Consider the following 20,803-nt stretch of genomic DNA (forward strand, 5'->3'; position numbering starts at 1 on the left):
CCTCTCCCCTTTCACCAGGTGACCGGCAGCTCGTGTACGCCGTAGACGCTGACGTCCGTCTTCAGCCGCACCTGCTCCGGCGGGACGGCCAGCGCCAGCCGGGGGAAGCGCTGGAAGATCGCCGGCAGCGCGGCCCGCATCTCCATGCGCACCAGGTTCTGCCCGAGGCACTGGTGAATGCCGTACCCGAACGCCATGTGCCCCGCCGTCCTGCGGTCGAAGTCGAGCCGGTCCGGCTCGGCGAACCAGCTCGGATCCCGGTTCACCGCGGGCAGCGAGATGGTGATCGACTCGCCGGTCCGCAACAGGTGCCCCTCGAACTCCACGTCCTCCAACGGGGTACGCGGCACCCCGAAGTGGAAGATCGTCAGGTACCGCAACAGCTCCTCGACCGCGTTGCCGATCAGCTCTGGATCGGCCCGAAGCCGGGCCAGGTGCTCCGGATGCGACAACAGGGTGAACGTGCTCAACCCCAGCGAGCCCGCCGTGGACTCGTGGCCGGCGGTCAGCAGCAGCACCCCCACACCGGCGATCTCCTCGGCGTCGAGCGTGCCCTCCGCCGCCAGCATGCTCAGCAGGCCGCCGGTGTCGACGTCGCGATCCTTGGTCAGCTGCCGCAGCAACGCGTACAGCGCGTCCATCGCCCGCGCAGCCGCCTCCGCGTCGGCCTCCAGGCTGAACAACGTCGCGCTGTTGCGCTGGAACTCCGCCCGCTCGCGGTAGGGCACCCCCAGTAGCGCGCAGATCGCCAGCGACGGCACCGGCAGCGCGAACAGCGAGACGAGGTCGGCCGGCGGCCCGTGCGCCTCCATCACGGTGAGCTGGTCGTCGACGATCCGATCCAGCAACGGCCGCATCTCCTTCATCCGCCTGGCGGTGAACTTCCCGGCCAGCTGCAACCGCAGCCGGGTGTGCTCCGGGGCGTCCATGTCCACCAACCAACCGGGCAAGGCCGGCGCCCCGAAGAACGGGTCCGCGCTCGGCCGCGCCACCGGCGCCCGCTTGAACTCCGACCGGGCGCTGAACCGCTGATCCGACAGGATCTTTCTGGCCAGGCCGTGATCGGTCACCAGCCAGCCCTCATGCCCGTCCGGATACACCATCGGCCGGATCGGCGCGTCCTCCCGGTACTCCGCCAACTCGACGGGCGGGTCGAACGGAGTGACCCGCGCCGTGGGCAGTCGTACTGGCTTCATACCCCCACCTCCTGTTTCAGGAACTCGGCCAGGCGAAGCACCCCGGCGTCGATCTGGTCGATGTCGAGATAGCTGCACGACAGACGCAACTGCTCCTCGCCTCCGCCGCCGAGATAGAACTGGGCCATCGGGGTCCAGAGCACGCCGTACCTGCTCGCCGACGTCTCCAGCAGGTCGGCGTCCGCCGGGACCGGCAGGTGCATCCGGACGAAGAACCCGCCGCCCGGGTGGTTCCAGCTCACCCGGCTCGACCGCACCTCACCGAGGCATGAGTCGAGCGCCCCGATCAGGTGGTGGAGATTGCGTTGGTAGAGCTCGGACTTGCGCCTGGAGAGTTCACGCAGGGAGCGGCCGTGTTCCAACAGCATGCCCGCGATCACCGCCTGGCAGAGCGGTGAGGTGTTCACCGTGACCACGGTCTTGATCGCGGCGAGTTCGTCGGCGAGCACCCTCCCGGTGTCGCCCACCCGCTGGTCCGCGACCACGTACCCGACCCGCGCGCCCGGAAAGCACACCTTGGCGAATGTGCCGATGTGGATGACGCGGCCGCCCGAGTCCAGCGCCTTGAGCGGCGGCAACTGCGCGTCGCCCGCGGCCGTGAACGCGTACGCGTTGTCCTCCACGACGTAGAAGTCCTCGCGCTCAGCGAGCGCGAGCAGTTCCATCCGCGCCGCCAGGGTCATCCGGCTGCCGCCGGGGTTGGAGAAGTCCGGTGCGACGTAGCACGCGCGCAGCCGCCTACCCGCGCGCCGGGCCTCCCGGCACGCCGTCGCGAGCGCGTCGAGGTCGATGCCCGCTGGCGTCTCACCGATCGCGACACACTCGAGGTCGAGCAGCCGGGCCGCCCCGGTTATCCCGACGAAGCAGGGATTCGCCACCGCGAGCACGTCCTCGCCGGACCGAAACAGCGCACGCAGCACCAGCAGCATGCCCTCCTGGGCGCCGACCGTGATCACGATCGCCGTCGGGTCCGCCTCGATCTCCTGGTCGTGGCGCAGGGCGTCGGAGACGATGTCGTTGATGAGCCCCCGCCCGGGGCCGTACTCGTAGAGCAGCCGCCGCGCCCGCTCAGGTGTGCGGCCCTCGCCGCGCAGGTGGTCCAGGAAACGTTCGATGTAGCGCTGGACGTCGAGGTCGGTAAGGAACTCCGGGTGCGGTGCGCCCGGGGCGAAGGAGATCGCGTCCGGGTATCTGTCCATCACCTCGTTGAGGAACCCGAGCGATCCCAGCAGCGGATCCCGCAGCGACGAGTGCAGGGATGCCTCGTCCAGCCCGGCGATGGTCATCGGACCGATCCCGACCGCTGCCAACGCCGCTCGACCTTGGCCAGAACATCGCCGCTGTACGCCCTGAGCACCTGAACGTGTGCGAACTCGGCCAGATACTCCCGAAACACCTCCAGCGGCTCCTCTGCGAGCGTCAGCATCCGCCGGTTCGCGGCCACGGCCGGGGCGCTGAGCTCCCGCACGGCGCGGTCGATGGCCGCACGCATGTCCTGCGGCGCGACGACCTCGTCGCAGAGCAGCCGACCCTGGGCGGTCGCCGCGTGGATTTTCTGTCCGCCCAGGACCACCTGGCGGGCGAGCCGTGCCCCGGTGAGCCTGGTGAGCCGGAGATTGCCCAGCCCTGGCACGATGCCCTCCTCGGCCGCCGGAAGGCTGAGGTATGCGTCGGCCTCGGCGATCACGCGGTCGAGCACGAGCAGCAGCTGCATGCCACCACCGATGGCGAACGAGTCGACCGCACCGATCCACGGCTTCACCACGGTGCGATCCGACCAGGCGCCCGCCGCCGGGTCGACGAGCAGGCCCCGGTACATCTTGTTGATGTAGCCGAGTTCCCTGCCCATCAGGAACTCGAGGAACGGGATTGCGCCGTTACGCAGGTCCTTGAGGTTGATGCCCGCACTGAACACCCGCTTGCCCCGGTAGCGGGGGTGATCCACCTCCCCGCCGCGCAACACCCCGACGCGCACCTGATCGTCCAGCAGGGCCAGGTCGACCGCTGTCTCCAGGTCGGCGATCAACCCGGCGTCCTCGGCATTGAGACAGTGGGCGTTGCGAAAGGTGATCTCGGCCGCGTCACCCTGCCGTTCGATCAGGGCGGCATCCAGCTCCACCACGCCCGTACGCCGGAAACCCTCCAGCAACTGCAGCGCCCGCGGCGTGGGCCTGAGCATCGCCTCGATCAGGTGGCTCCCGGCCGTGGCCGACCGCAGCACCGCGGCGCAGAAGATGCCCTGGTCGATCTCCCTGCCTTCCTTGTCCGCCTGGACCCGGTCCAGCTCGGCTGCCATCTGCGCCGCCGACGGCACAAGCCCCGGGAACCGCTCGGCCGCCGCGGCCACCAACACGGGCAGCCGCAGATAGCTGGTGCGGCGGTCGGTGAGCAGATCGTAGAGGGCCTCCACGTGCCGGGAGAGGAACGCGCGGCGCGCGGTCCGGCAGGCGGTGAGCACATCGTCGGCTACCCGCCGTTGCGCGGGGTCCCGCTCGGCCTTCGCGGGTAACCCGGTCAGCACGTCCTCTCCGGCGGCGGCGAATTCGGCCAGCGCCCGCGCGTCGTCGTCGAGCACGCCGGTGAAGCTCGGGGCTGCCACGTCCCACGCGGGGGCACGGTTCGCGATCACGACCCGGCCCCCACAGCCAGCCGCCGCAGTTCCCGATCACACGCGGCCAGGTGCACGCCGAGCGCGTCGTCGTACTCGGCGGCGGGGGCCTCGAGCAGCAGTTGCCTGCGCACCGCAAGTTCCTGGTCGGACACGCGGCCCATCAGCACGATCGCGGTATGGACCGCGGTGTCGAGGTCCTCGTTGACCTGGTCGACCAGTCCGAGTTCGGAGGCCTTCGCCACCGAGATGTCCATTCCCCAGATCACGATCTGCCGGGCCCGGGCGACCCCGAGGTTCTGCACCAGCCGGTAGACCGACATCCCCGGCCAGAAGTGTCCGTCGTTCACCGGCAGCACGAGCACCAGGTCCGGCGCGCCGATGCGGAAGTCGGCCGCCAGCAACAGGTCCAGTGCGGGGCCCCCGCAGGGGCCGCTGGCGACAACGACGTTCGCCGCGGGGAGCCGCTCCAGCCTGCGGACCGCCCGCTCCCACCGGTTGACGTCGCGGATGCCGACCGCGCCCGGCCACATCCGGCTCTCCGCGCGGGCGCCGTCGAGCCGCAACACGACGACGGTCCGCTCGGTGTACTTCTCCACCTCGTCGCAGACCGCGTTCACCGCGGCGGTCAGCTCCGCGAGCGGTCGGGTCACGTCGACCTTCAGTGTGAGTCCGAGCCCGTCGGACACCCGCGCCAGTTCGAGATTGTCGCTCATCGCGGCGGCCCTCCCTTCCGTCACCAGGCCACCAGGGCCATCTCAATGGTTGATCCGGGCCCCATCGTCATCAGGACGCCGTAGTCGCCGTGCGCCGTGGTCTGCTCGGCGAGCAGCCGCTGGTACGAGAAGAGAAAGGACCCGCTCGACACATTCCCATGATCACGGAGGACGCCGGTCGTGTGCCGCACGTCGTACCGGGAGAGCCCGAGGTTCGCACGCACGGAGTCGATCACCTTCTTGCCGCCGGAATGGATGACCCAATGCGATATGTCGGAACGTCGGAGCCCCATTTCGCCGAGCAGTTTCTCCAGTGCGAGCTCGGCGTGCGCACCGACCACGTACGGCACGTCCTGGTCGAGGAAGAAGCTGAACTTGCCGTGGTCGTCATCCCAGTCGTAACGCATCGCGTCGACGGCCTCGGGAATGATGCAGCTGGAGAAACGCATCAGCGCGGGCCCGGTTGGCGCGCTGCCACCCGACCGCACCGCCACTGCGGCCGCGCCGTCGCCGAACAGACTGTTGACCACCGAGGAGCGCATCGTGCCGTCGAAGACGTACGCGGCCGAACACGCCTCTATGCAGACCATGAGCGCCAGCTCACCCGGGCGGGCTCCCGCCCAGCCGGCCACCGCGGTCAAGGCGTTCAAGCCCGCGTTGCACCCCATGCCCACCACGTCGAGACGTGAGCAGTGCACGCTGATGCCAAGCTCTTTGATCAGCAACGCGGAGAACCCGGGTGTGAGCAGTCCGGTCGACGAGACGCAGCAGAGGTAGCGGACGTCGGCGAGCGTCGCGCCGGCGTCCTTGAGGCACGCCTCGACGGCTTCTCTCCCCATCGCCAGGCCGTTCGTGAGGTGTTTGCGCAACAGGGTGCCCTGCGTCTCCACCGACCTCGAGCCATCGGGCCCGAGCGGCGGCAGTGTGAGCCCGCGGCGTTCGATCGCACTGTTGAGGAATACCGATTCTATCCGCGGGTCGACAATTTCGAACTCGTCCAGCAGCTCACGCTGACTGTATGACGTCATCGGCACCGCGGTGCCGACCCCCACAATGCGGGGGGAATCAACCCGAACTTCTACCGCCAAGCTCACAGTCCTGTTCCTTCCGATGAGGTCGGATCGGGCTACACTCGTCGTCGTGTCCGACGGAGTGCGTTATGACAAGGACGGCCACGTCGCTGTGGTGACCCTTGACCGGCCCGAGGTCCTCAACGCCATGAACCTGCGCATGCACAAGGAACTCGCCCGGATCTGGAGCGATTTCGAGGCCGACGACGACATGTGGGTGGCCGTGCTTACCGGCGCGGGAAGCAGGGCCTTCTCCGTCGGCCAGGACCTGAAGGAGCTGGCCGAACGGGTGCGGGCGGGCACGGCGGGCACGGCGACCTTCGGCAGTCGCGACAAGCCCGGTTGGCCTCGGCTGACCGAGCGGTTCGATCTGACCAAGCCGGTGGTCGCCAAGGTCCACGGGTACGCGATGGGCGGTGGCTTCGAGCTCGCGCTGGCCTGCGACATCGTGATCGCGTCGACTGACGCCACCTTCGCGCTGCCCGAGGCCAAGCTCGGCCTGATGGCGGGCGCGGGCGGCCTGTTCCGGCTGAGCAGGCAGCTACCGTGGCGCACCGCGATGGGCCATCTGTTGACCGGCCGGCCGATGACCGCGCAGCGTGCCTTCGAACTCGGCCTCGTCAACGAGGTGGTGCCCGCCGACGAACTCGACGCGTGCGTCGACGGGTGGGTCGCCGACATCCTGCGCTGCGCTCCACTGTCCGTTCGGGCGATCAAGGAAGCCGCGACGAAGTCGGTCACCATGCCACTGGAGACCGCCTTCTCAACTCGGTTCCACTGGGAGGAACGACGGATGCACAGCAGGGACGCCGTCGAGGGGCCGCTCGCGTTCGTGGAGAAGCGCGAACCGCGATGGGAGGCTCGCTGACCGCGCATCAGCCGAGATAGTCTTCCGCGCCGCCCTCGCGAACGGTGTCCAGCGTGAAGCAGTGAAAGCCACCGCCGAACAGCCGCCGATGGCGATGTCGGACCGGCACGACGGTGAACCCGTTGCGCTCCAACGTGCGCGCGAGCTCCGGGCAGGCATCGTTGACCAGAACCGTCTCCGGGTCGACGGAGAGCACGTTGAGGTCGATGAACGGACTGGTGAGGATCAGATCATCGTCGTCGTACCGGGGAAAGTTGTCGCCCTCCGGCTCGGGGGCGACGATGTGGTCCCACCGGCGTAACGCCTCGGGAAGTCTTTCCATGACCGCTGCGGACCGCACCAGCAGTGTGCCCGGCCGTAACGCCAGCACCATGCTGTCGATGTGGCTGTCGCTGAGCTGGTGCACCCGGTGGACGCGGAATCGTCCTTCGAGGTGCCGCTCCAGCCAGTCGCACGCCAGCGCGTGGTTGGCCGTCGAGATGTTGGCGACCAGGTCGCGGCCGAGCCGCAGGCACTGCGCGCCGTCGAACATCATCTCGAACCCCACGTCGCACGAAGACGGCTGCGGGTTCTCGATCGGTTCGGTCGGTCCGCCGGCGGTGCTGGTACGAACGTAGGACAGGTCGAAGGACGCGTCGGTCATCAGCGGGCGCGGCATTACCGTCCACCGCGCGCCCCGCCGGAAGTACTCGGCGAAGATCGGCTTGAGCAGCTGCGTCTCGAAGTACCGTGAGCGGATCATCGGCGGTGTCTCGATGATCTCGTCGCCCAGGATCAGCGTGTTGTCCCGCACGTTGAGCGGCGGGGCGACGGCCGCGGACCAGGCGGGCGTCGTGACCTCCACGGTGGACAAGTCCAGGCCGACCGGCCGGTGGACGGTCACCGCGAGGGACTCCAGGGTCTTGCTCATCTCTTCGAGGTCTTCGCACAGCTCGACGACGTACCGCTGTTTGATCGGGACTCGGCCGGGTTCGCGCGCCGGGGCGGTGCCGGCGCGGGCCGACAGGCGGGGGTAATACCACTCGGTCCGGAACGACTTGTTCTCCCTGATGTTGTCGTGGAAAAACAGGTCGAACGACAGCTCGCGTTCATGTGAAACGTAGTTCTCAGCCGAGCCGACGATCACTTCTTTGAGGGGCGACCACTCATCAAAGCTGTTGAGCTGCATGCGCTTCCCCCAATGCCGCATTTGATTCGCCCGCGCCGGCCGTGCCAGCACAGCAATCAAGTCGTACCGCAAATTCTGCGGAGGCGCAAGGCGCTACCTGGAAGACGTTTTTATCCAGACCCACAACCGGTGGAGTTCACCAGGACCCAATCATCATAGTAAATGTGATCTATGTCACATCGCTTCGCCTGACGGGCCGTTTAGGTCTTCAGGTAGTGTCGCCAACAAGCCTCACCCATTCAGTCAGCTCAATCGGTACTGCGGGTTATGGACGAGGCCGAACGGGGACGAACGGGGGTTTTCGAGAGAAAAGATTTGGGGTTCGACGAGCAGGCCGGCTGCGGCGACGATGACCCGCGGCCCAGTCTTGGACATTGCGGCCCCTGGGATTCTTACTGCCTCAAACACAGGAGCGGTGAAGTATGCGCGCCGAACACGAGGACGACCCTGTCTACGATCGGTTCCAGTTTCTGATGAACGCTCCCGCGTTGTTCAACGCGATGGCCACCTCCGTCGAGTTGAGGATCTTCCATTTCCTTGCCGACCGGACCGAGGCGACCTTCGACGAGATCCGCGAATTCACGAACCTCCCGCGTCATCAACTGCGCGTCCTGCTGCAGGCCGTCTGCTCGACCGGTCTACTCGGCAGGCGGGACGGCCGGTACGTCAACTCGGACGTCGCCCGAAATCTGCTGGCCTCCGACGACGAGGACAGCTGGGCGCATGTCGTTGTCGGTTGGAAGGAGGTCTACTACCCTGCCTTCGCCCAGATGACGAAGGCCCTGCGGGCGGGAACCAACACGGCGCTCGACGCCTACCCCGGTGACGAACCCACGCTCTACCAGCGGCTTTCCCGAAACCCCGAGCTTGAGGCGGTGTTCCACCGCGCGATGAGCGCCTTCACGCTGCGCTCGGTCGACGCGCTGGTCGAGCGGCCCGAGTTCGCCGAGGTGCGGCATCTGCTCGACATCGGCGGCGGTGACGGCACGACCTCGATCCGACTGGTGGCGCGTCACCCCCAGCTCAAGTCGACGATCTTCGACATCCCCAGCGTGTCCAGGCTCGCCGACGGCAAGACGACCCCGCTGGCGGACCGGGTCGACCTGCTGCCCGGCAACATGTTCACCGACGAATTCCCACTCGGTCCCGATGCCGTCCTCTTCAGCCACGTGCTGGAGATCTTCTCCGACGAACAGATCCTGGCGATGCTGAAGAAGGCGTTCGACGTCCTTCCGGTCGGCGGACGCGTGTTCCTCTATGGCTACAACGTGTCCGACGACGAGACCAGCGGCATCTTCTCGGCACGACTCGGCCTCTACTTCAACGTTCTCGCCAGTGGGCAGGGCATGGCGTATCCGGCAACGGACTACGAAGGCTGGTTGAGTCAGGTGGGCTTCCGTGACGTGACGACGGTCCGCGGTCTTCCTTTCGAGCACGGCCTCAGCATGGGAACCAAGTAGCACGCGGGCACAAAAACCGGCGCGGAATCCCGAAAGGCTCTCCACATGCTTCTCGAGAATGCTCTCGCTCACTACTACCCGCAGGTCCAGGACGCACTTCGCGCGCTGCTCGGTAAATCGGAGTCGAACGAGTTCTCGCCCGGTGCCGAGTTGCCCGAACTGACGCCCCCGGTACGCGAGTACCTTTCGGCTTCGGAGCTGATGCACAGTCAGATAGGGCAATACCGCGGCAAGAACCTCACGCTGCTGGACCTCACGCGCAATCCCGGCACGATGACGACCAAGACGTTCGCCTCGCTGGTCATCGTCGCCCGCGCGGTCCGGTACATCCAGAGCACCGGTGAGCGGGTCACCATCGTCACGCCGTCCTCCGCCAACAAGGCGGTCGCCATGCGCGACGCGGTGCTGCGGGCGCTCAACGCCGGCCTCGTCACGGCCGACCAGCTCAACGTGGCGGTCGTCGTACCGGCCGGCTCGGTGCACAAGATGCGCGCGTCCGAGCTGCTCACCGACCCGTACCTCCGGGCACGCAACCCGATCGCGGTGTACCGCGGTGAGGTGGCGGGCACCGTGAAGACGATCGCCCGGAACATGATCGACAAGCACGGGGGCAGCCTGGAGAAGAGGGCGAAGACCAACCTCTGGTACACGCTTCAGCTGGAGAACTACCTGGCTGCGGACGTGGTGCGCGCGCTGGCGGAGGCCGAGTTCTTCGCGCCCGACGCGGACGAGCCGCGGCTGCACGTGCACGCCGTGTCCAGCGCGTACGGGCTGCTCGGACACGCGTACGGCCGGGAGCGGTTCGGCGGGGCCGGACTGCCGTCGCGGTACTTCCTCGTCCAGCACCTGGCCGCGCCGGACATGGTGATCAGCCTGTACCACAACGGCGAGTTCGACCCGGGCCACGCGCCCGACTACTCCTACGATCCGGAGTCCGGTCGCTACGTCCAGCGGCAGGACCCACGCTTCCCGGCGGTCACCTTCGATCCGCGGGAGACGCTGGACCCCACCTTCTACACCAGAACCCCGGTCACCTCACCCCGGATGAACACGCTGATCCACCACCAGGGCGGCGGCGGGGTGGTCGTCTCCCTCGCCGAGTGCCTCGAGCGTTACGGCCAGGTACGCGCCCTGCTGGGGAACGCGGGTATGCACGTTCCGGCGAATCCGACGGCGATCCGCGAGTGGTCGTTGATCATGGCGATGACCGGGATCCTGAACGCGATCGACCGCGACCTGGTGCCGGAGAACGACATCGTCGTGCACGGTTCCGGCAGCTACTCGGTCGGTAGTTTCGACGAGCTGACCCTGCGCGACATGCACGAGGTCGACACCGACGACGACTCGCTCAAGAACGTCCTGCTCGACGCCACCGAGCTGTGACCTCCACCGCCGCTCCCCGAGGAAGGGACCGTCCCCGATGCGCCTGAACAGCTACGACGACTTCTCGCCGCTGAGGGAGGTCATCCTCGGATCGGCGACGAACTACGTCGAACGCGTCCAGGACCTGTCGTTCGACATGTTCGTCAGCGACAACCTCACCGGCGCCAAGGGCTACTACCCGAGCATCACCGACTGGTACGACGGTGCTTCCCGCGCCACCCGGAACGAGCCACGGCTGCTCGCGATGAAGAGGCGTTTCCTCGGCGAACTCATTGAGGACATCGAGGGCGTCGCCGCCCTTCTCGACTCCCTGTCGGTGACGGTGCTCAGGCCGATGCCGCTCGACCCGGATCCGAAGGACGTGGCGACGCCCGCCTGGTCGGCGCCGGTCACTCCGCCGCTGAACGTACGGGACAACACGTTGATCCTCGGCGACGAGATCATCGAGACGCCGCCGACCCTGCGCGCCCGGTACTTCGAGACGCAGTTCCTCAAGCCGATCTTCATGGAGTACTTCCGGCAGGGCGCCCGCTGGACCACGATGCCCCGGCCGATGATGACCGACGCATCGTTCGACCCGGAGAACGTCGCGAACGCGGCTCCCAACATCGAGGTGCCGGTGAATCCGCAGCCGTCGGCGTACGACGTCGGCCCGGAGATCATGATTGACGGCGCGAACTGTCTCCGGCTCGGCCGCGACCTGATCGTCAACATCTCCAATGCCAACCACGCGCTGGCGTGCGACTGGCTGGAACGGCACCTGGACGGGCGGTTCCGGGTCCACCGGATGCACAAGCTGACCCAGAGCCACATCGACAGCGTGGTCCTTCCGCTGCGGCCGGGCACGCTGCTCATCAGGTCCGAGCGGGTGCTGGACTTCCTGCCGGAGCAGCTACGCAAGTGGGACGTGATCGTCGCGCCGGTCCCGGACGTGAGCGACTACCCGCAGTACGACAACGATTTCCCGATTCCCGCCAGCCCGTACATCGATCTCAACCTGCTCTCGATCGACGAGAACACGGTTCTGGTAAACGACGCCTGCAAGACCCTGATCCAGGTGCTGGAGGAAAAGAGGTTCACGGTAGTACCGGCGCGGCACAGGCATCGCCGTCTTTTCGGCGGCGGCTTCCACTGCTTCACCCTCGACACCGCCCGGACCGGCGGCGCCGAGGACTACCTCAGCTAGGAGGCTTCATGGCTGTCCTCGACTGTGCGTCCACCCTCTCCGAGGCCCTGCTGGAGCACGATTTCGCGCCGTTCTTCGGCACACCCTGCGGCATCCTGGCGCCGCTCTACGGCCGACTCGAAGCCGCCGCTAACCTGTGGACCGTGTCGCGCGAGGACAACGCGGTCGGTGTCGCCGCCGGTGCCGCGATGGCGGGGAAGAGCCCCGTCGTCCTGATGCAGAACTCCGGCCTCGGTCAGTCGGTGAACGCCATCGCCTCACTCATCGTGCCGTACCAGATTCCGATGTTGCTCGTCGTCAGCATGCGCGGCGCACCTCCGGATTTCACCACTGAGAACATCGTCATGGGACGGCTGACCGAACCGATACTCACCCAGGCCGGAATCCCGACCGCCCACCTCGACGAGGAGAACCTCGCCGCACAGGTCGGCTGGGCCCATGGCCTCGTCGTCGAGCGCCGCCAACCGGCTGCGCTGCTCGTTCCCCCGGCGCTGTTCGGGTGGCGGGCATGAACAAGACAGCAGCCGTCCGTGCGGTGATCGAAGCAACGTCCGCCGAGCCGATCATCTTCACCACCGGGTATTCGAGCCGGATCGCCAAGCACTTGGCCAACCGACCGAACCACTTTTACATGACCGGCAGCATGGGACTGGCGGCCTCGATCGGCACCGGCATCGCGTTGTCGTCAGGCCGACGCGTCGTCGTTGTAGACGGTGACGGGGCACTGGCCATGAACCCCGGCTGCCTCATCACCGCCGGCGCGTTCGTCCACCTCCCCCTTTTCCACCTCGTCCTCGATGACGGTCAGTACGAATCCACTGGAGGTCAGGAGGTCCCGTCGCGGCGCGTCAACTTCACCGGGCTCGCCGAAGCCGCCGGATACTCCGACGTCTGGCACGTCGATGACCTGAACAAGTTCAGGGAGTTGCTGCACAGCGAACTGCCCGGGTGCGCGACCCCCACATTCGTGCACTGCGAGCTCACCGAACGGGACGAGCCCGGTCCGCCGCCTAGGATCGAGGCCGACCTCTCGCAACACCAGCTCGGGTTCAGCGGCCATCTCGCCTCGTGCCGGGACCGGCCGACGACGCCACGCCAGCCGATCGACGATTCGGCCACCTGAGGTTTCGGGAAAGGACGTACTTCCATATGACCTTGACAGTGGCCCGTCCGTGGTTCGGCTCCGGGTCGGAGCCGAACCAGAAATTTGACTGGGCCAGGGTGGCCGAGACGATCGTGACTGAGATGCGCGGGGTGTCCATGGGCGGCTACCCGGTCGCCGTGGAGCCTGTCGTGGTGCCGCCCGAGTCGTACCGGGAACTGCTCAAGGCGACCGTGCAGCTCCTTGACCTGCAACGCCGGGCCGTGACCTACCTGGCACCCGATGCGGCCGGACGGATGGCTGCGCTCGGGTTGGACCCGCGATTGCATCCACGTGACATCGAGGACGATGCCTTCGAGCTGCGGTACTGCGCCGAGATGGGGCGCGCGGACGTGTTGATCGCCGAGGACGGCCCCCGGTTCCTAGAGTTCAACGTCGGCGCCAGCTTCGGGGGCATGGTGCAGTTCGACGTCCACCGCCGGGCCTGGCAGCGACTCAGCGCCGAGGCCGGCGGGCCCAAGCTGTCCAGTCCTGACCCGTTCGCGCTGTACGCCCGGCTGATCGGGCGCATCTGCGCGGAACTGGGGATCGATCCGGCGGCACTGCTCGTCGGCAGCATCGAGGACCCTAGTGTGAGCGACCGCTTCTTCGAGATCCAGGTCGAGCGGCTGCGGGAGCACGGCGTACCGACCCGGTTCGTGCGGCTCGACCAACTGCTCGACGCCCTGGGTCCACCCGCGACGCTCGCGGGGCTGCTCGGTCTGGTCCACGTGTGCGAGAACGAGGCACAGGCCTCGGGCTGGAGCCTCTCCGCGCTGGTCACGGCGCTGCGGTCGGGTCTGCGGATGTTTCCGTCGCAGACCACCCGCCTGGTGGACTCCAAGAAGGTGCTCGCCCTGCTCTCGGAGGGACTGCCGTGGATGTCCGCCGAGGAGCACGCGTTGGTCGAACGGTTCGTTCCGTGGAGCAGGGTGATGGGCGACCGGTGGGTCTGGTGGCGGGGAAAGCGTTTCGAACTGCCGCGACTGGTGATCGAGCGGCAGGAACTGTTCATACTCAAGGGCGCCTCGGGATTCTCGTCGGAAGAGGTCCACTTCGGCACCCGCACCGCTCCCGACCGGTGGGTGGAACTGGTCGACTCTGCCGTGACGTCGGAGTACTACGTAGTCCAGGAGATCGTGCCGGTGGTACGCCATCCGGTGCGGGTGATGCTCGATGAGTCCGGCGAGACGGAGGTGGTCTCCGCCAATTCGGTGCTGAGTCCGTTCAGCATCGGCGGCGAGGCCACCGGTTGCCTGGTTCGGTTCGACCGGGCGACCGAGCCCGGTGCGATCACGGTGCGGTCCGGTGCCAGGCTCGCGTGTCTGTTCCCGAGTCCGGTCTGAAGGGCGGCGAAGCCGCTACGTCGGGTACGACGTCGAGGCCGGGCAGATCGGGCCCGGTGGTGGGAGAGCCGATGAACGCTCGCAGCTTGACGTACGGATGGCGAAACAGCGCCCGGCCATGGGTCGTGGGTGCGCACCACATGGTCGACGCGATACGCAGCAGCCGCCCCCAGGTGACCGAGTCGGTACCGGCCGCAGGCGGGCCGACGCTTGCCTACGCGGGGCTAACCGAGGGGCTCAGCTACGTCCTTCCCTTCCTGGAACAGCGGCGTGGGCCGACCGGGCAGCACCGACGGCACGCCGCCTCCTGGGCGGACATCTTCGCCGGGCGGTCCGTACCAACGGCGGACATCCTCGCCGTAGGCTGTCCCTCCGGCAGGGTGCCGCCCGAGTCGGTGCCACGGAGCCTGCTCCTGCCGCTGCGGATCACGCTGGTGGTGCCGCTCGACGAGGATACGACCGCGGTGCTGCGACGGGTCTCCCGCAAGGCCCGTCAACAGCATGCGCGAGAGTTACGGTCGCGCTCCCGCAGCCTCGAAGTCGCGACGCTGGACCGGGACTTCGATCTGTTCTACGACCGCATGCACATGCCAACCATGCAGCGGCGGCACGCGTCCGCGACGAGGACGGAGTCCCGGGCGACCGCGCGCCAATGCCTCTTCCGCGGTGGGGCGCTGTTATTCCTGCGCGAGTCGGGGGAGCGGGTAGCCGGCCTGCTGTGCCGACAGGAGCACGGCGTGCTCGTCATCCGGCTGGCCGGGGTACGGGAAGGCGCCGATGAGCCGTACCGGTCCGGCACGTACATGGCCCTCTACATCCTCACTCTCCAGTGGGCGGCCGACCACGGGTTCACCCGGGTTGATCTCTCCGGCTGCGAACCGTTCCTCAGCAAGGGGATCTTTCAGTTCAAGCGAAAGCTGCATCCCGAGGTCACCCTCCCTAACAACCATTTCGCGGGCAAGCGCCTCTGGTTGCACATCCGCCGCGACAGCCCCCCGGTCCGGGACTTCCTGGTTGCCAACCCGATGCTGGTGCACTCCCCCTGCGGTGGCCTCGACGCCGTCTACTTCCATGACGCGCAACGGCCGGCGCGGGCCGATCTGCGGTGGGAAGCGCCGGGAGTACGCGGCGCACGGCTGGTCGACCTGGACGCGTTCATGGCCGGCGAGCCGGCCACCGGCGAGACCGTTGCGCTCCGGACCGGTAGCGGTGACGTATGACCGGACAGATCGCGGTGACCGGCCGGCCCAGCGGCACCCCGGGGGGCGATCCTCTGGTCCGTCTCGGCGTCGTGGTGCTCCCGGAGTACGGGTGGCCGCAGACGCGGCGGATCTGGTGCGCGGCCGAGGAGTGGGGGTTGCACCACGCCTGGACCTTCGACCACTTCTCGTGGCGGTCGCTGCGGGGCACCCCGTGGTACGACTCCCTGACCACGCTGACCGCGGTCGCGGCCGTGACAGGGCGAATCAGGTTGGGCACGCTCGTCGCGTCGCCGAACATCCGTCACCCGGTGCCGATGGCCAAGCAGGTGATGACCCTGGACGAGATCTCCGGCGGGCGGTTTGTCCTGGGCATCGGGGCGGGGGCGGCGGACGGTGCGGACGCGCGGGTGATGGGTGCGGTCGAGGGCGTACGACGGGGCGATCGGTTCGAGGAGTTCGTGACCCTCACCGATGGGCTGCTGCGCCAGTCGCGTACCACCTTCCATGGGGCGTATTACCAGGCGGTGGAGGCGGACATGGTGCCCGGTTGCGTGCAACGTCCGCGGGTCCCGTTCGCGCTCGCGGCAAGTGGGCCGCGGGGCTTGCGGCTCGCTGCCCGGTTCGCCGAGACCTGGGTGACGATCGGGGACGCCGCTCGGCCCGGGGAGCGATCCGAGGCGGACGGGTGGGAGGTGCTTCGGCGTCAGATCGGGCAGCTGGCCGTCGCGTGTGAGCGGGCCGGGCGGGATCCGGGCCACATCGGCAAGCTGGTCAACGTGAGCAGGGTGGTGCCGGATCCGTACGCGTCGGTAGAACGCTTTGTCGACGTGGTCGGGCGCTGCCACGAGTTGGGTTTCACCGATGTCGTGGTCAACCATCCCCGCCCGGCCGGGATCTTCCACGGCGATCCGGACACGTTCGAGTACGCGGTACGGCAGGCGCTGGCCGTCTTCGCCCGGGGCGGGGCGTAGCGCGGCCCGCCGGCCACGTCCCTCGGGGCCGCCGGTCAGTGCTCGGAGCGCCTGCCCGAGGGCGCGTCGGCTGCCGTCTGGATGTGGACGAGATGGTCGCCGGCGGATGTCCGGTAGTAGAGAACGGACCGCCCGGAGCGGCGACGCTGGACCAGCCGGGCGTCGAGGAGGATCTTGAGGTGGCGACCCACCGTGCCCAGTCCGAAGCCGCTCAGGGCGACGAGCTGGGTGGTGCTCCTCGGCGCGTTCAACTGGCTGAGCACACCGGCCCGGACCGGGCCGAGGAGCGCACCGAGTGCCCAGGGCGCCATGGCCTGCTCTGCTTCGGCGAGCAGGCCATGGCAGGGGTACACCACCGCGTACCGGTGCGGTTGGTCCCAGGCCACCCAGCCGCGCTGGGCCGTGGTCGGGATGAGCAGCAGCTGCGCGCCGGCGAGGTCGCGTGGCGGGTTCTCGTACGTGTTGATCTGTAGTCGTCCGTCGCCCAGCCAGCGCATCCCCTGCCGCATCCCGCTCAGCGCGGCGGCCCAGCCTCCGACGCTGATCTGTTGGGTTCGGGACACGATGTCGGCCTCGAAGATCCGCCGTCGGTTCGGCCAGTCTGGTCGGACGGTGTGGCACCACACCCACTGCAGCAGGTCGGCGACCCGGTCCGGTAGGTCCGGTACGGCGAGCGTGGCGGGGACCGAGCCGCCCAACGCGGTGGCCATCTCGGCGTGGGCGACCCCGGGCGGCGTCTGGCGGACCGATCGGAGCTCGTCGTGGAAGGTCCGGTCCTCCAGGCGCGGCGGCGGGCTCATGAAGTCAGGCATCCAGGTTGGCTTGACAACGTTGCGGACGAACAGGGCAACCACCGGATCGGCGGCAAGCCGCTGCCGATAGGCGGCCGTCTGGGCAGGTGAGTGAGCACGTCGTCCGAGGGCCGTAGCCCGCCCGTCCAGGAGGTGGAGGTTTGCGACGGTCTCGGCGAGGGCGGAAACGGTGAACCGGCTCTGCGCCAGAGTGTCCGTCCCGATCTGCCACACCCCCATATTTCGCCTCCTTGCGAAACTGTAGCTTCCCGCGTGCCCGAGATCGAGACTGCCGTCATGCGTACGTATGGTGAGCTGTTCCGGGTCCCGGAGTTCCGGCCGCTCTTCGCGGCCAGCGCCGTGCAGATCGCGGCGATGACGGTCAGCGGACTCGCGCTCAGCACGCTGGTCTACGCGGCGACCGGCTCGCCGTTGCTGGCTGCTCTGGCCCTGTTCGGCTCCTCCTTCGCCCAGGTGGTAGGCGCCACCACCCTGCTCTCCGCGGCAGACCGGTTACCACCACGGACCGCACTGGCCACGGTCGCGCTGCTATTCGCGGTGGGCACGCTCGGCATGGCGGCACCGCGAATGCCGATCCTGGGGATGTTTTTGATCATCTTCGGTCTGGGCCTGGTCAACTCGGTGACCGGCGGGGTGCGCTGGGGCCTGCTGGGCGAGATCGTGCCGGACGGCGGCTACATCCTCGCCCGATCCGTTTTCAACATGCTGCTCGGAGTGATGCAGATCAGCGGGTACGCCCTCGGCGGCGTCCTGGTCGCGCTCCTGTCGCCCCGGCAGGCGCTGCTGGTGAGCGCCGGCCTCTACCTCGTCGGAGCGACCATCGTGCGGTTCGGTCTCACCGCCCGCCCACCGCGGGCCACCGGACGGCCCTCAGTCCGCGAAACCTGGCGGGTCAACCGTCGGCTGTGGTCCCTGCCCGCCCGCCGCCACATCTACCTCGCGCTCTGGGTTCCCAATGGACTAATCGTGGGATGTGAGGCCCTGTACGTACCCTTCGCACCAACCTCCGCCGGTGTGCTGTTCATTGCCACTGCGCTGGGGATGCTGGCCGGCGACACCATCGTGGGCCGGTTCGTGCCCCGACGGTGGCGGACACGCCTGTTCACCCCGCTACGTCTGCTCCTCGCGGCCCCGATCCTCCTCTTCGTGCTTCCCTTGCCGGTACCGGTCGCGGCGCTCCTGCTGGCGGTGGCCGCCATGGGGTTCAGCGCGGGGCTGCTGCTACAGGACCTCCTCATCGCGCTGACCCCGGATGACGCCCGGGGCCAGGCGCTCGGGTTGCACACGTCCGGTCTGCTGACCATGCAGGCGGTGGGTGCGACGCTCGCCGGTCTTGTCGCGCAGTTCGTCCCGATCGGTACCGCGATCAGTGTCATGGCGGTCGCATCGCTGCTGGTGACGCTTGCCCTCACGCCCGCATTGCGGCAATCGGTGGTCGCCTCCCGGATCGAGAAGGTCGCTGCCTGAGCAGGTCTCCGACCGGTCGTCGCGCCGATCGAGAGACCTGGTCATGACGACGCAGACCCCGACCCGGCGTCAGTCGGCAAGCGGCCGGTGTAGCCACTTGAGCAGGTCCGGCGGAGCGAATCGCGCCGCGCGTCGGTGGTAGTGCTCAATCTCCTCCGGAGTGAGGAGTCGCCGGCCTTCGCCCGAACGCCCCTTGCGGAAAAATGCGGTGCGGTCGATGAAAACGCTGACGGTGTCCGGTGCCAGCACGTCGGCATGCCGACGCATCCGCTCGAAAGAAGCCGCCTCAACCAGCCCTGGCCACTCCTGCTCGGGTACGTCGATACCGAGCCGGGTGGCCAATCGGCGCATCTCGCCCGACAGATCGGACTGCAGGTCGTCATAGTGCACCAGCACCATGTTGTGCCTGTCCCGACGTGCCCACGCGTCGGAGAGGTGCCACATCACGCCGGGCAGAGAGTTCGAGTCCTGCCGCGGATCGCCGTCGCGGTCGATCCAGGCCAGCAGCCATTCGAGCGGCGGCGGTGTGGGGGCGGGCGGCTCGATCGGCTCGGACTGGCCGGTCAACTGCCGGATCCGGCGCCTGTCCAGGTTGCCGCTCTGATGATGACGGGACACCGCCGCGTCCAACGGGTGACGCGCGACCACCACGTAGGTGGCCCGGTCATCGAGCGGGATGCCGTCGAGCGGGGTGTGGGTCTTGATGATCCGTCGGTGCGACTGGGCGGCCAGCCGGGCAAGCACCTCCACACGCGGCTCCAGCAACCAATCGAGCCATGGTGAGAGCTGCGCCAACGGCACCGGCAGTTGTGGAGTACGCAGCACCAGTAGGGCACAGATCATCTGCATCCAGGTGGTACCGCTCTTCGGGCACGTGCTGATCACGATGTCGCCATCTCGGAACGGGAACCCCGTCCATCGAGCGCTATCGTCCTGAGTGGAGCGGTAACGCACGACCTCGTCGGCTTCGACAGAGTCAGCTTCGACAGCAGGTGCGGCGGGCTTCGACATACCATACATACTATCGACAATAATCGATCTAGATCTGGTGAGCCACCACCCTGACCCTGATCGGCAGGGCGTGGGTGGCGACGCCGATAAAGGACAAATCGCCCGGGGCGGACAGCCATGCTACGAGATGTAGTGAAACACCGCAGGGGGGGGGGGGGGGGGGGGGGGGGGGGGGGGGGGGGCGGGCGCGGGGGCGGGGGGGGGGGGGGGGGGGGGCGCCGGGGGGCGGGCCCCGCCCCCCGGGGGGGCGCGCCCCCCCGCGGGGGGGCGGGGGCGGGGGGGGCGGGGAGCCACCACGCTCCGCCACGGCCGGGGCGCTCCCCTCCAATTTGCGTTTATTTATACCAGCCGCTGGGGGGCGATACAGGTTTACTACACTCCGCCCCCCGCCCCTGCGGTTTGGGTGGAGCCGAGGGGACTCGAACCCCTGACCCCCACACTGCCAGTGTGGTGCGCTACCAGCTGCGCCACGGCCCCTTGCTGTTGTCCCCGATCTCCCGGGCACGGAGAGAACTATACACACGCCGGGGCGCATGGTCATCTCGCGGGGCCCCGTGCCGTAGGGGTCAGTTGAGCGCGACATCCGGCGGGAAGTGGGCGACCGCCGCCATCATTCCGCCCTGCCTACGCAGCACCATCGGCCACAGGTCGTCCGGGCGTTCGACGAAGGCGTCCCCGGGCAGCGCGTCGAGGACGAACCAGGATCCGTCCTCGACCTCCTGCTCCAACTGGCCCGTTCCCCAGCCCGAGTATCCGGCGAAGACCCGGATGCCGCCGATGCTCTCCCGCATCCGTTCCGGGTCGGCGGAGAGATCGATGGTGCCGACGGCGCCGGAAACCTGGTGGAAGCCGCGCAGCCGCTTGACCGGGGCACGCAGCCGGGCCAGGCAGATCGCCGAGTCCGGCTGCACCGGGCCGCCCTCGAAGAGCACTGCCGGATCCCTGGCCAGGTGACTCCAGTCGCCAAGGACGTCGGCGACCGGCACCTCGGTAGCCCGGTTGAGCACCACGCCCAGCGCCCCGCCCGGCTCGTGGGCGACGAGCAGCACCACCGTGCGATCGAAGTTCGGGTCCTTCAACGTCGGGGTCGCGACCAGCAGCCGTCCGGTCATCGACTCCATCGCACGCCCGCCGATCGCCTGGTTCTCTCCCTGCATGTCAAACATGGGTCAGCCGTGCGCCGGGGGGCGAGGGACGT

At 68.2% G+C, this 20,803-nt stretch carries 19 protein-coding genes and 1 tRNA gene; 10 read left to right on the plus strand and 10 right to left on the minus strand.

Features of this window, described 5'->3' with window-relative positions; genetic code table 11:
* Positions 1-11: 11 nt before the first annotated feature.
* From SNR22_RS24020 to dpgA, 5 genes are read right to left on the minus strand one after another with little or no spacing between them, the layout of a single operon-like run.
* A complete protein-coding gene (locus SNR22_RS24020; protein ID WP_320068915.1) occupies positions 12-1,196 on the minus strand; it encodes a cytochrome P450 in 1,185 nt (394 codons plus the stop codon).
* A complete protein-coding gene (locus tag SNR22_RS24025; RefSeq protein WP_320068916.1) occupies positions 1,193-2,482 on the minus strand; it encodes a PLP-dependent aminotransferase family protein in 1,290 nt (429 codons plus the stop codon). Before SNR22_RS24025 ends, SNR22_RS24020 begins: the two co-directional genes overlap by 4 nt.
* Complete coding sequence (dpgC, locus tag SNR22_RS24030; RefSeq protein WP_320068917.1) at positions 2,479-3,825, minus strand: (3,5-dihydroxyphenyl)acetyl-CoA 1,2-dioxygenase DpgC; 1,347 nt, start codon at positions 3,823-3,825, stop codon at positions 2,479-2,481. The genes SNR22_RS24025 and dpgC overlap by 4 nt, the downstream gene beginning before the upstream one ends.
* On the minus strand, positions 3,822-4,520 hold the full coding sequence (gene dpgB, locus SNR22_RS24035) for an enoyl-CoA-hydratase DpgB (RefSeq protein ID WP_320068918.1): 699 nt from the start codon (positions 4,518-4,520) through the stop codon (positions 3,822-3,824). Before dpgB ends, dpgC begins: the two co-directional genes overlap by 4 nt.
* A 20-nt stretch (positions 4,521-4,540) precedes the next feature.
* Positions 4,541-5,614 carry a 3,5-dihydroxyphenylacetyl-CoA synthase DpgA gene (dpgA, locus tag SNR22_RS24040; protein WP_320068919.1) on the minus strand — a complete coding sequence of 358 codons (1,074 nt, stop codon included), beginning with the start codon at positions 5,612-5,614 and terminating at the stop codon, positions 4,541-4,543.
* Between the two features lie 46 nt (positions 5,615-5,660).
* Here dpgA and dpgD point away from each other — a divergent pair, with 46 nt between their 5' ends.
* Positions 5,661-6,458, plus strand: coding sequence for an enoyl-CoA-hydratase DpgD (gene dpgD / locus SNR22_RS24045; RefSeq protein WP_320068920.1), 798 nt, complete (start codon positions 5,661-5,663; stop codon positions 6,456-6,458).
* A gap of 7 nt (positions 6,459-6,465) precedes the next feature.
* On the opposite strand, the gene SNR22_RS24050 is transcribed toward dpgD, so the two are convergent.
* Complete coding sequence (locus SNR22_RS24050) at positions 6,466-7,626, minus strand: glycine amidinotransferase (protein ID WP_320068921.1); 1,161 nt, start codon at positions 7,624-7,626, stop codon at positions 6,466-6,468.
* A gap of 422 nt (positions 7,627-8,048) precedes the next feature.
* Between SNR22_RS24050 and SNR22_RS24055 the strand changes: the two genes are divergently transcribed.
* From SNR22_RS24055 to SNR22_RS24090, 8 genes are all read left to right on the plus strand, one after another.
* On the plus strand, positions 8,049-9,086 hold the full coding sequence (locus SNR22_RS24055; RefSeq protein WP_320068922.1) for a methyltransferase: 1,038 nt from the start codon (positions 8,049-8,051) through the stop codon (positions 9,084-9,086).
* A gap of 45 nt (positions 9,087-9,131) precedes the next feature.
* Positions 9,132-10,469 carry a DUF6002 family protein gene (locus SNR22_RS24060; RefSeq protein ID WP_320068923.1) on the plus strand — a complete coding sequence of 446 codons (1,338 nt, stop codon included), beginning with the start codon at positions 9,132-9,134 and terminating at the stop codon, positions 10,467-10,469.
* 37 nt (positions 10,470-10,506) lie between these two features.
* Complete coding sequence (locus SNR22_RS24065) at positions 10,507-11,655, plus strand: glycine amidinotransferase (protein ID WP_320068924.1); 1,149 nt, start codon at positions 10,507-10,509, stop codon at positions 11,653-11,655.
* An 8-nt stretch (positions 11,656-11,663) separates the two neighbouring features.
* On the plus strand, positions 11,664-12,167 hold the full coding sequence (locus SNR22_RS24070) for a thiamine pyrophosphate-binding protein (RefSeq protein ID WP_320068925.1): 504 nt from the start codon (positions 11,664-11,666) through the stop codon (positions 12,165-12,167).
* Positions 12,164-12,778, plus strand: coding sequence for a thiamine pyrophosphate-dependent enzyme (locus SNR22_RS24075; protein WP_320068947.1), 615 nt, complete (start codon positions 12,164-12,166; stop codon positions 12,776-12,778). The genes SNR22_RS24070 and SNR22_RS24075 overlap by 4 nt, the downstream gene beginning before the upstream one ends.
* Positions 12,779-12,804: 26 nt before the next feature.
* Positions 12,805-14,142 (plus strand): hypothetical protein, encoded by a 1,338-nt coding sequence (locus SNR22_RS24080; protein WP_320068926.1) that lies wholly within the window; start codon positions 12,805-12,807, stop codon positions 14,140-14,142.
* Between the two features lie 140 nt (positions 14,143-14,282).
* Complete coding sequence (locus SNR22_RS24085) at positions 14,283-15,362, plus strand: GNAT family N-acetyltransferase (protein ID WP_320068927.1); 1,080 nt, start codon at positions 14,283-14,285, stop codon at positions 15,360-15,362.
* A complete protein-coding gene (locus tag SNR22_RS24090; protein WP_320068928.1) occupies positions 15,359-16,315 on the plus strand; it encodes an LLM class flavin-dependent oxidoreductase in 957 nt (318 codons plus the stop codon). Before SNR22_RS24085 ends, SNR22_RS24090 begins: the two co-directional genes overlap by 4 nt.
* A gap of 35 nt (positions 16,316-16,350) precedes the next feature.
* Here the strand turns inward: SNR22_RS24090 and SNR22_RS24095 are convergent, their stop codons facing one another.
* Positions 16,351-17,127 (minus strand): winged helix-turn-helix domain-containing protein, encoded by a 777-nt coding sequence (locus SNR22_RS24095; protein WP_320068929.1) that lies wholly within the window; start codon positions 17,125-17,127, stop codon positions 16,351-16,353.
* 276 nt (positions 17,128-17,403) lie between these two features.
* Between SNR22_RS24095 and SNR22_RS24100 the strand changes: the two genes are divergently transcribed.
* The gene (locus SNR22_RS24100; protein WP_320068930.1) at positions 17,404-18,594 is read left to right on the plus strand and encodes an MFS transporter; all 1,191 of its coding nucleotides are present in this window, start codon (positions 17,404-17,406) and stop codon (positions 18,592-18,594) included.
* A 69-nt stretch (positions 18,595-18,663) separates the two neighbouring features.
* Here SNR22_RS24100 and SNR22_RS24105 read toward each other — a convergent pair whose 3' ends face one another.
* From SNR22_RS24105 to SNR22_RS24115, 3 genes are all read right to left on the minus strand, one after another.
* The gene (locus SNR22_RS24105; protein WP_320068931.1) at positions 18,664-19,605 is read right to left on the minus strand and encodes a sulfotransferase domain-containing protein; all 942 of its coding nucleotides are present in this window, start codon (positions 19,603-19,605) and stop codon (positions 18,664-18,666) included.
* Between the two features lie 404 nt (positions 19,606-20,009).
* Positions 20,010-20,082 (minus strand) — tRNA-Ala (locus SNR22_RS24110).
* 89 nt (positions 20,083-20,171) lie between these two features.
* Complete coding sequence (locus SNR22_RS24115) at positions 20,172-20,762, minus strand: YqgE/AlgH family protein (RefSeq protein WP_320068948.1); 591 nt, start codon at positions 20,760-20,762, stop codon at positions 20,172-20,174.
* Positions 20,763-20,803: the final 41 nt, after the last annotated feature.

Source organism: Micromonospora sp. RTGN7 (assembly GCF_033804645.1).
Classification (GTDB): Bacteria; Actinomycetota; Actinomycetes; order Mycobacteriales; family Micromonosporaceae; genus Micromonospora.

What these genes read in the sequence shown, in the direction of transcription:
- SNR22_RS24020 (WP_320068915.1), bottom strand. Translation starts at nt 1,196, where the DNA reads ATGAAGCCAGTACGACTGCCCACGGCGCGGGTCACTCCGTTCGACCCG.
- SNR22_RS24025 (WP_320068916.1), bottom strand. Translation starts at nt 2,482, where the DNA reads ATGACCATCGCCGGGCTGGACGAGGCATCCCTGCACTCGTCGCTGCGG.
- dpgB (WP_320068918.1), bottom strand. Translation starts at nt 4,520, where the DNA reads ATGAGCGACAATCTCGAACTGGCGCGGGTGTCCGACGGGCTCGGACTC.
- SNR22_RS24050 (WP_320068921.1), bottom strand. Translation starts at nt 7,626, where the DNA reads ATGCAGCTCAACAGCTTTGATGAGTGGTCGCCCCTCAAAGAAGTGATC.
- SNR22_RS24055 (WP_320068922.1), top strand. Translation starts at nt 8,049, where the DNA reads ATGCGCGCCGAACACGAGGACGACCCTGTCTACGATCGGTTCCAGTTT.
- SNR22_RS24060 (WP_320068923.1), top strand. Translation starts at nt 9,132, where the DNA reads ATGCTTCTCGAGAATGCTCTCGCTCACTACTACCCGCAGGTCCAGGAC.
- SNR22_RS24065 (WP_320068924.1), top strand. Translation starts at nt 10,507, where the DNA reads ATGCGCCTGAACAGCTACGACGACTTCTCGCCGCTGAGGGAGGTCATC.
- SNR22_RS24070 (WP_320068925.1), top strand. Translation starts at nt 11,664, where the DNA reads ATGGCTGTCCTCGACTGTGCGTCCACCCTCTCCGAGGCCCTGCTGGAG.
- SNR22_RS24075 (WP_320068947.1), top strand. Translation starts at nt 12,164, where the DNA reads ATGAACAAGACAGCAGCCGTCCGTGCGGTGATCGAAGCAACGTCCGCC.
- SNR22_RS24080 (WP_320068926.1), top strand. Translation starts at nt 12,805, where the DNA reads ATGACCTTGACAGTGGCCCGTCCGTGGTTCGGCTCCGGGTCGGAGCCG.
- SNR22_RS24085 (WP_320068927.1), top strand. Translation starts at nt 14,283, where the DNA reads ATGGTCGACGCGATACGCAGCAGCCGCCCCCAGGTGACCGAGTCGGTA.
- SNR22_RS24090 (WP_320068928.1), top strand. Translation starts at nt 15,359, where the DNA reads ATGACCGGACAGATCGCGGTGACCGGCCGGCCCAGCGGCACCCCGGGG.
- SNR22_RS24095 (WP_320068929.1), bottom strand. Translation starts at nt 17,127, where the DNA reads ATGCCTGACTTCATGAGCCCGCCGCCGCGCCTGGAGGACCGGACCTTC.
- SNR22_RS24100 (WP_320068930.1), top strand. Translation starts at nt 17,404, where the DNA reads ATGCGTACGTATGGTGAGCTGTTCCGGGTCCCGGAGTTCCGGCCGCTC.
- SNR22_RS24105 (WP_320068931.1), bottom strand. Translation starts at nt 19,605, where the DNA reads ATGTCGAAGCCCGCCGCACCTGCTGTCGAAGCTGACTCTGTCGAAGCC.
- SNR22_RS24115 (WP_320068948.1), bottom strand. Translation starts at nt 20,762, where the DNA reads ATGCAGGGAGAGAACCAGGCGATCGGCGGGCGTGCGATGGAGTCGATG.